We start from the raw sequence: 6531 nt of genomic DNA, 5'->3' as shown, positions 1-6531 counted from the left end.
AGGGAAAGGTTTTTTTAAATCTTTTTTGAGTAAAGTCTCACAAATTTCTTTAAAAGGTTTTTCTATAGTCCCTTCTATCCTAGCTCCACCTTCGGTGCAGTTATAGGTAGAAAAGCCTAATTTAGATGATTGTAAAATATGCACTTCAAGAAAATGTTTGAAGACCAACCATACCCAAGAGCTTTCTATAAAATCTTCTCCTCCATAAGCTAGGGTTGTATATTTTCCAATATCTTTTTTGTAAGCTTCTCCTTTTTTACCAGCTTCGGTTAAGTATGTGTATCCACTAGAATGTGATTTTCCATCTTTGCTATAAGCTAAGTCTTGTCCTATTAGGACGATATTTTTATGGTTTAAACATACCGCTAAGCCATAAGCTATGTGTGCTACACTATGTCCTGAAAATAATTCTCCAAATTGGTTAATTTTTAAATATTTTATAAATTTAGATCCTTTATAAGCTAATATATAATTTCTATTATTACTTTCTAAAAATTCTATAGTCTTTGGATGAACAAGCGAATTAAGGATAAATAAAACATCTTGATCAAATTCTTTAAAATCGTTATTAAAATATTCTGATGTAAGCAAAACTCTTTCTAAAGAACAAACATAATCAGGCTTGATATTATGTTTTGCTAAAATAGGATAAGCACTATCGGCACAAAAAATCGTGGCTTTATTTGCGTATTCTTTAAGCAAAGGCAGTTGTTTAGCAAGACTTGGTCCTGTTGAAACAATGATAGCTGTTTGGCTAAGATTTGATCTTTTTTGCAGTAAGGTTTCTAAGGTTGGATGCGTAATCATTTTAGATAAATTATAAGTAAGCTGTTCTATGCCTTGTAAAGCATCTTTTGGATCATTACCTCTTCCTAATATTGCATTTTTAAAACTTTCTATAAGATTGTTATTTAGTTTTAAAATTTCTTCTTGATATTTTTCATAATAATCACAACTAAGTTCTAAAAAATAAATTCTAGAAAATTGAAAGAAGGGATGACAAGAACAGAGTCTATTATAATCTTCTAATGTGAGAATATTGGTATCAAAAATAATGAGTTTATTTTCTTTTAGCTCTTGTGAAAAATCTAAAAGATGAAACATAATCCAAATAATTTCTATTTCTTTTTCAAAAACTACTATATGTTTGAGATTTTGATTTTGCAAAAGCGCTTTAAATAAAATTCCATTACCAAAGCCATAAAAATAAAGCACTGGGTATAAAGCATACTTTTCGTTGTAAGTATTTAAAGTAGTGTTTAGTTCTCTAATAGCATCTTTATAAAGAAAAGTATTATCTCTTTTGTCTTTTAAATTAATGTCTAAATTATCTTTTCCAAGAACTAGTTCATAATGGGTGTTCTTAATCTTGCTAAGTTTTTCTTGTAATATAGAATTTAAATTATGCAAATTTTCTTTAAAAAGCTGATTTTGAGAAGGATTAAATTTCATCATAATACCCCTCCCCCGTTAAGGGCATTAATATTTTTCTCAAAAAGTTTTATCTGTTCGGAACTAAATTTCATAAAATCTCCTTTTATAAAATATCGTCATTTTGGTATTTTTCTAAAGCTTCTTTGATGATTTTATTTTGAGTATCTAAGTAACCAAGTCCTTGCAACCACCAATTTTTTTGATCGATAAGAAAGTCTTTGATTTTTTCGCTTTGTTTAAGATCGTTTAACACTTCAAAACGTAAAATTTCACATTCATTATGATAATAGATAGCTTGAGTAAGTTCATTAAAGAGTTTTAATTTTCTAAATTCACTAAAGAAACTTAAAAGATTTTTTCTGATTTTTTCTAAAGTTTGTAAATTAAGCTCAGAGCGCGCCAATTCAAAATCTAGTTTTTTAAGTTCATTTTGACATTTTTTGATAAAATCTTCACTTTGAGAAACATTTTTTTTAAGCAGTTTTTGAGTTTGTAAAAATAATTTTTGGATTTGGTTTTTTTCTAAGCTTTTTGGCATAGCAAAAGGCTTAGAAAGTGTTTCATCAAGTAAAGTCTCACAAATTTCCTTAAAAGGTTTTTCTATAGCGCCTTCTATCCTAGCTCCGCCTTCGGTGCAATTATAAGTAGCAATTTGTAGTTTTTCTTTAGTCCAAAAAATATCTTTTTCAAAAGCTTGACGAAATAAATTCCAAGTAAGCTGTGTTCTTACTTGTCCTTTTCCGCCATAAGCGGTGGTATAAACTTCCCCGCGTATTTCATCGCCTTGACTTCCGTGGATGTGTTCTTTTGGGTGAGAACTTCCATCTTCGGCATACGCTAGATCTTGTCCTATTAAAATGATGTTTTCATGTCTTAAACTTGCAGCTAACTCATAAGCCATATTGGCAACGCTTGCTCCAACTCCTATATAGCCAAATTCTTTTAATTTTAACGAGATGGCTGAGTGTAAAGGACGATGAATAAGCATATATTTTTTTTGATTTTTTTCTAGATAATGGATAGTATTTTCGTGTGTTAAAGAAGCAATGACAAATAAAATATCTTGATCAAATTCTCCAAAATTATTGTTAAAAAATTCAGAAGTTAAAGGCACTCTTTCTAAGGATAACACATAATCGGGCTTGATACCTTGTTTTGCTAGTATAGGATATGAAGAGTCCGCTGCTATAATTGTTGCTTTATTTGCACACTCTTTAAGCAAAGGCAATTGTTTAATAAGACTAGGCCCAGTTGAAACAATGATAGCATTTTTAACTTTTTGTTTTCTTTCTTTTAAAAAATCTTGAAAAACCCCGTGACTTAAAAGTTTAGGGATATTGTTTAACATGTGTTTAATGCCTACGATAGAATCGTGTGGATCGTTTCCTTTGTTTAGAACGATAAAACGGATATTTGTAATGAGTTTTTGGTTAAGCTCTTGAATTTGTTTGGCATAAAATTTAAGATAAAAATCACTATGTGCAAAGAGATTAAAAATTTTAACACTTTTTTGTATATTTTCATACATAAAAAGAGTATTTAGTTGTGCAGTAGTGATACTCGGAGTGTGAAAGAGTATGAGTTTTTCACTTTTTAATTCTTTGCTAAAATCAGTGAAATAAAAAGCAAGAGTCAAAATTTCAAGTTCATCTTCAAAAACGATGATGTGTTTATGGTTTTTGTTTTCGCATAAAGCTTTATAAAATTTGCCATTACCAAAGCCATAAAAAAATAAAACAGGATATTTTGAATATGTATTTTTATAAAAATTGAGATTTTCTAAAAGCTCTTTGTTGGGATTTTCATAAATTTTTTCTTGCGAGTTTGTGATGAAATTTAAACCTTCTTCGTTTTGATTGGCTTGAAATTTTTCCAATTTTTGCAAGGCTCTTAAATTATAAGCTAGAATTTGATCAACTTCAAAGAGTGCTTGGGTGTTTTTTAAAAAAAGCTCTTTATCCATAAGTGATTTTACCTTTATCTAAAGTCTTTTTCTTTCAAAGCTTCGCCAAATTCGATATCTCTTGTAGCTTTTTTGCCTAAAATTTCTTTATAAAATTTAGGATGAAGTCCAAAAGAAGGACGCACAGATTTTATATTTTCTTCGCTAAAAATTTCACCTTTTTTGATATCTTTACTTGCATATAAACTTCTTGCAAAAGTGCGGTTTTTTAAAGTTTTTTCATTAAGTTCTAAAGAGCCATTTCCTAAAGCACTTTCAGCTTCTCTTACAGCCTTAGTCATAGCTTTAAATTCATTAAAATCAAGACTGAATTTAGAGTCTTCGCTTTCTAAATTTTTATCAAGCATAAAATGTTTTTCAATCACTCTCGCTCCAAGTGCGACGGCCATAACTGGAGCTAAATGCCCAAAACTATGATCACTAAGTCCTACTTCAACGCCAAATTTTTCTTTTAAGCTTATAATCGCTCTTAAATTCATATCACTAATTTTTGTAGGATAAGCGGAGGTGCATTTTAAAAATATCAATTGTGAGTTTTTTTCTTCTTTAAAAATTTCACAAATTTTAAAAAGTTCTTCTTCACTCGCAATACCTGTAGAAACAATTGTGGTTTTATTTTCTTTAGCTATATAGCGGACAAATTCTTCATCGTTGGCTTCAAAAGATGCGATTTTATAGGCTATAGGATCAAATTGTCTTAAAAAATCCACATCTTTTTTAGCAAAAGGACTTGAAAAGCAGATTATATTTTCATCTTTAGCGGTTTTAAAAATTTGTTTGTGCCACTCATAAGGGGTTTTAGCACTTTCATAAAGTTCATAAAGTCTGCGTTTATCCCAAAGTCCGCCTTTAATAATAAAATCTTCTTTATCGCTATCAAGAGTGAGGCTATCTGGCGTGTAGGTTTGAATTTTTATCGCATCCGCTCCAGCTTCTTTAGCGGCTTTGATGCTTTTGAGTGCAAGTTCTAAACTTCCAGCGTGGTTTGCACTTAGCTCTGCTATGATAAATACTTTTTGATCCGTGTTAAAATTTCCTATTTGCATTTGAGTTCCAAATTAATTTTTAAAATAATATCGGTAAAATTGCTTTTATAAATTATAGCATAATAAAGGAAAGAAATTTGAATTTGCTAGAAGAAAAAATCAGTACGCATTTTAATACTTTAGAATCTCTTTATACAGGTTCAGGAACGAGTGCTTTGTTTTTGATTTTTAAGTATTTAAAATCAAAAAATAAAAATAAAGTTTTAATCCCTAGTTTGGTTTGTCCTCAAGTGGTTAGTGCGGCTTTAAAAGCAGGGGTTTGGGTAATTTTTGCAGATGTGAATTTGGAGGATTATACTCTTTCTTATGAAAGTTGTAAAAAAAATTATGATGAAAATCCTTATGATGCTTTAGTTTTAGTCCATCTTTATGGGCATTTTTGCGATGAAAGAATTATTGATTTTTGCCAAGAAAAAGATATATTTATCATAGAAGATTGTGCACAAACTTATAAAATCAATCCAAAATGTGATGTGAGTGTATTAAGCTTTGGCCATACAAAATTTTTAGAAAATGAGCTATGGGGTGGGGTAATTTTGAGTTCTAAAATTCCCTTAGATATTTTAAGAGAATTTAATAAAGAATTGACTTTAAAGATTGATAAACAAAAATTTGATGAATATCGCTTGAAATATTACGCCCTAGATACAAAAGATAAAAATTATTTTAAAAATCTAAAAAATTTACTTTTAGATTATACTTTTGTTTTTGGGAGCGGCGATAACCCTTATATAGAAGAGAAATTATCTCAACTAGATAGTGTATGTAAAAAGCGTAAAGAAAATATGCAAATCTATCAAAATTTTTTAAAACACGAACTTATTTTACATCCAAAGCCGAATTTAAATTCCATAGCTTGGCGTTATACTTTTAGATATTTGGGCGATAGAGAAAAATTGCTTGAAAGATTAAGAAAAAATGGGATCGATTGTTCTTCTTGGTATTTACCTTCACACTTGATTTTTGAAGGAAAAACTCAAGTAAATTCAGAAATTTTAAGTAAAGAACTAATTAATTTATGGTGCGATGAAAAAATAAGCAAAGAGCAAATTAAGGATAATATAAAAATAATTTTATCTTTGTTATAATTTTTTCAATTTATATTACAAGGATCGAAAATGAATACTCAAGAAAAATGGCATGAAATGCATTCTCAAAAAAGACATCAGCCTCGCTACCCTAGTGCCGATTTGGTAAGTTTTGTTTTGAAAAATTTCAAAAAAAACGATCAAATACTTGATCTAGGTTGTGGGGGGGGGCGACACGTGAAATTCTTAGCTGAAAATGATTTTTTAGCTTATGGCGTGGATTACTCAGCAAATGGGATCAAAGCAACTCAAGAAATATTAGACTTTCATAAACTAAAAGCAGAACTTAAAGTCGCAAGTGTCGATGATATCCCTTATGAAAATGAAAAATTTGACGGTGTGCTTTGTTATGGCGTTCTTCTTTATAATTCTAAAGAAGTCATAGAAAAAGCAGTTAAAGAAATTTATAGGGTTTTAAAAAAAGACGCGATCGCTTATGTTGTTGTAAGAAGCATTAAAGATTATCGTTATTTAAATAATGAAAAAATTTCAAAATATGAAGTATTGATTAAAGAAAATAATGATTCGCGCTCTGCTTTTGAAGAAAATGGAATGAAAATGTATTTTTTTGATAAAGATGAGGTGAAAAGAGTTTTTAGTGATTTTAAACAAATAGAAATTAACCATATGGAAATGTCTTTAGAAAATGGAGCTATTTGCAACCACAGTTATCTTATTGTTTTAAAAAAATAATTTTCTTGCAGTTTTTGCTATAATTTCAAACAAAAAGGATATAAAAATGACTCAAGAAAAATGGCATGAAATGCATTCTCAAAAAAGACATCAGCCTCGTTATCCTGGTAGTGATTTAGTAAGTTTTGTTTTGAAAAATTTCAAAAAAAACGATCAAATACTTGATCTAGGTTGTGGGGGGGGGCGACACGTGAAATTCTTAGCTGAAAATGATTTTTTAGCTTATGGCGTGGATTACTCAGCAAATGGGATCAAAGCAACTCAAGAAATATTAGACTTTCATAAACTAAAAGCAGAACTTAAAGTC

Annotated in this window: 6 protein-coding genes; 3 read left to right on the top strand and 3 right to left on the bottom strand. The window is 29.5% G+C overall.

The window, feature by feature from the left end; genetic code table 11:
* The 3 genes from CQA69_RS08665 to pseI form a co-directional block, all read right to left on the bottom strand.
* A partial coding sequence (locus CQA69_RS08665; protein WP_137621381.1) for a motility associated factor glycosyltransferase family protein occupies positions 1-1452 on the bottom strand: 1452 nt, incomplete at its 3' end.
* An 85-nt stretch (positions 1453-1537) separates the two neighbouring features.
* Positions 1538-3397 carry a motility associated factor glycosyltransferase family protein gene (locus CQA69_RS08660; protein ID WP_137621380.1) on the bottom strand — a complete coding sequence of 620 codons (1860 nt, stop codon included), beginning with the start codon at positions 3395-3397 and terminating at the stop codon, positions 1538-1540.
* 14 nt (positions 3398-3411) lie between these two features.
* Positions 3412-4443, bottom strand: coding sequence for a pseudaminic acid synthase (gene pseI, locus CQA69_RS08655; RefSeq protein ID WP_137621379.1), 1032 nt, complete (start codon positions 4441-4443; stop codon positions 3412-3414).
* A 77-nt stretch (positions 4444-4520) separates the two neighbouring features.
* On the opposite strand from pseI, the gene CQA69_RS08650 reads away from it, so the two are divergent.
* The 3 genes from CQA69_RS08650 to CQA69_RS08640 all read left to right on the top strand — a co-directional run.
* Positions 4521-5531, top strand: coding sequence for a DegT/DnrJ/EryC1/StrS family aminotransferase (locus CQA69_RS08650; protein WP_137621378.1), 1011 nt, complete (start codon positions 4521-4523; stop codon positions 5529-5531).
* Between the two features lie 30 nt (positions 5532-5561).
* A complete protein-coding gene (locus CQA69_RS08645) occupies positions 5562-6224 on the top strand; it encodes a class I SAM-dependent methyltransferase (RefSeq protein ID WP_137621377.1) in 663 nt (220 codons plus the stop codon).
* Between the two features lie 46 nt (positions 6225-6270).
* A partial coding sequence (locus tag CQA69_RS08640; RefSeq protein ID WP_137621376.1) for a class I SAM-dependent methyltransferase occupies positions 6271-6531 on the top strand: 261 nt, incomplete at its 3' end.

It is taken from the genome of Campylobacter estrildidarum, from assembly GCF_005406205.1.
Lineage (GTDB): Bacteria > Campylobacterota > Campylobacteria > Campylobacterales > Campylobacteraceae > Campylobacter_D > Campylobacter_D estrildidarum.
The sequence above is the reverse complement of the archived record's forward strand: the minus strand, read 5'-3'. Positions and strand labels throughout refer to the sequence as shown.

Coding starts and splice junctions, on each gene's coding strand:
- CQA69_RS08660 (WP_137621380.1), bottom strand. CDS start 3,397: ATGGATAAAGAGCTTTTTTTAAAAAACACCCAAGCACTCTTTGAAGTT.
- pseI (WP_137621379.1), bottom strand. CDS start 4,443: ATGCAAATAGGAAATTTTAACACGGATCAAAAAGTATTTATCATAGCA.
- CQA69_RS08645 (WP_137621377.1), top strand. CDS start 5,562: ATGAATACTCAAGAAAAATGGCATGAAATGCATTCTCAAAAAAGACAT.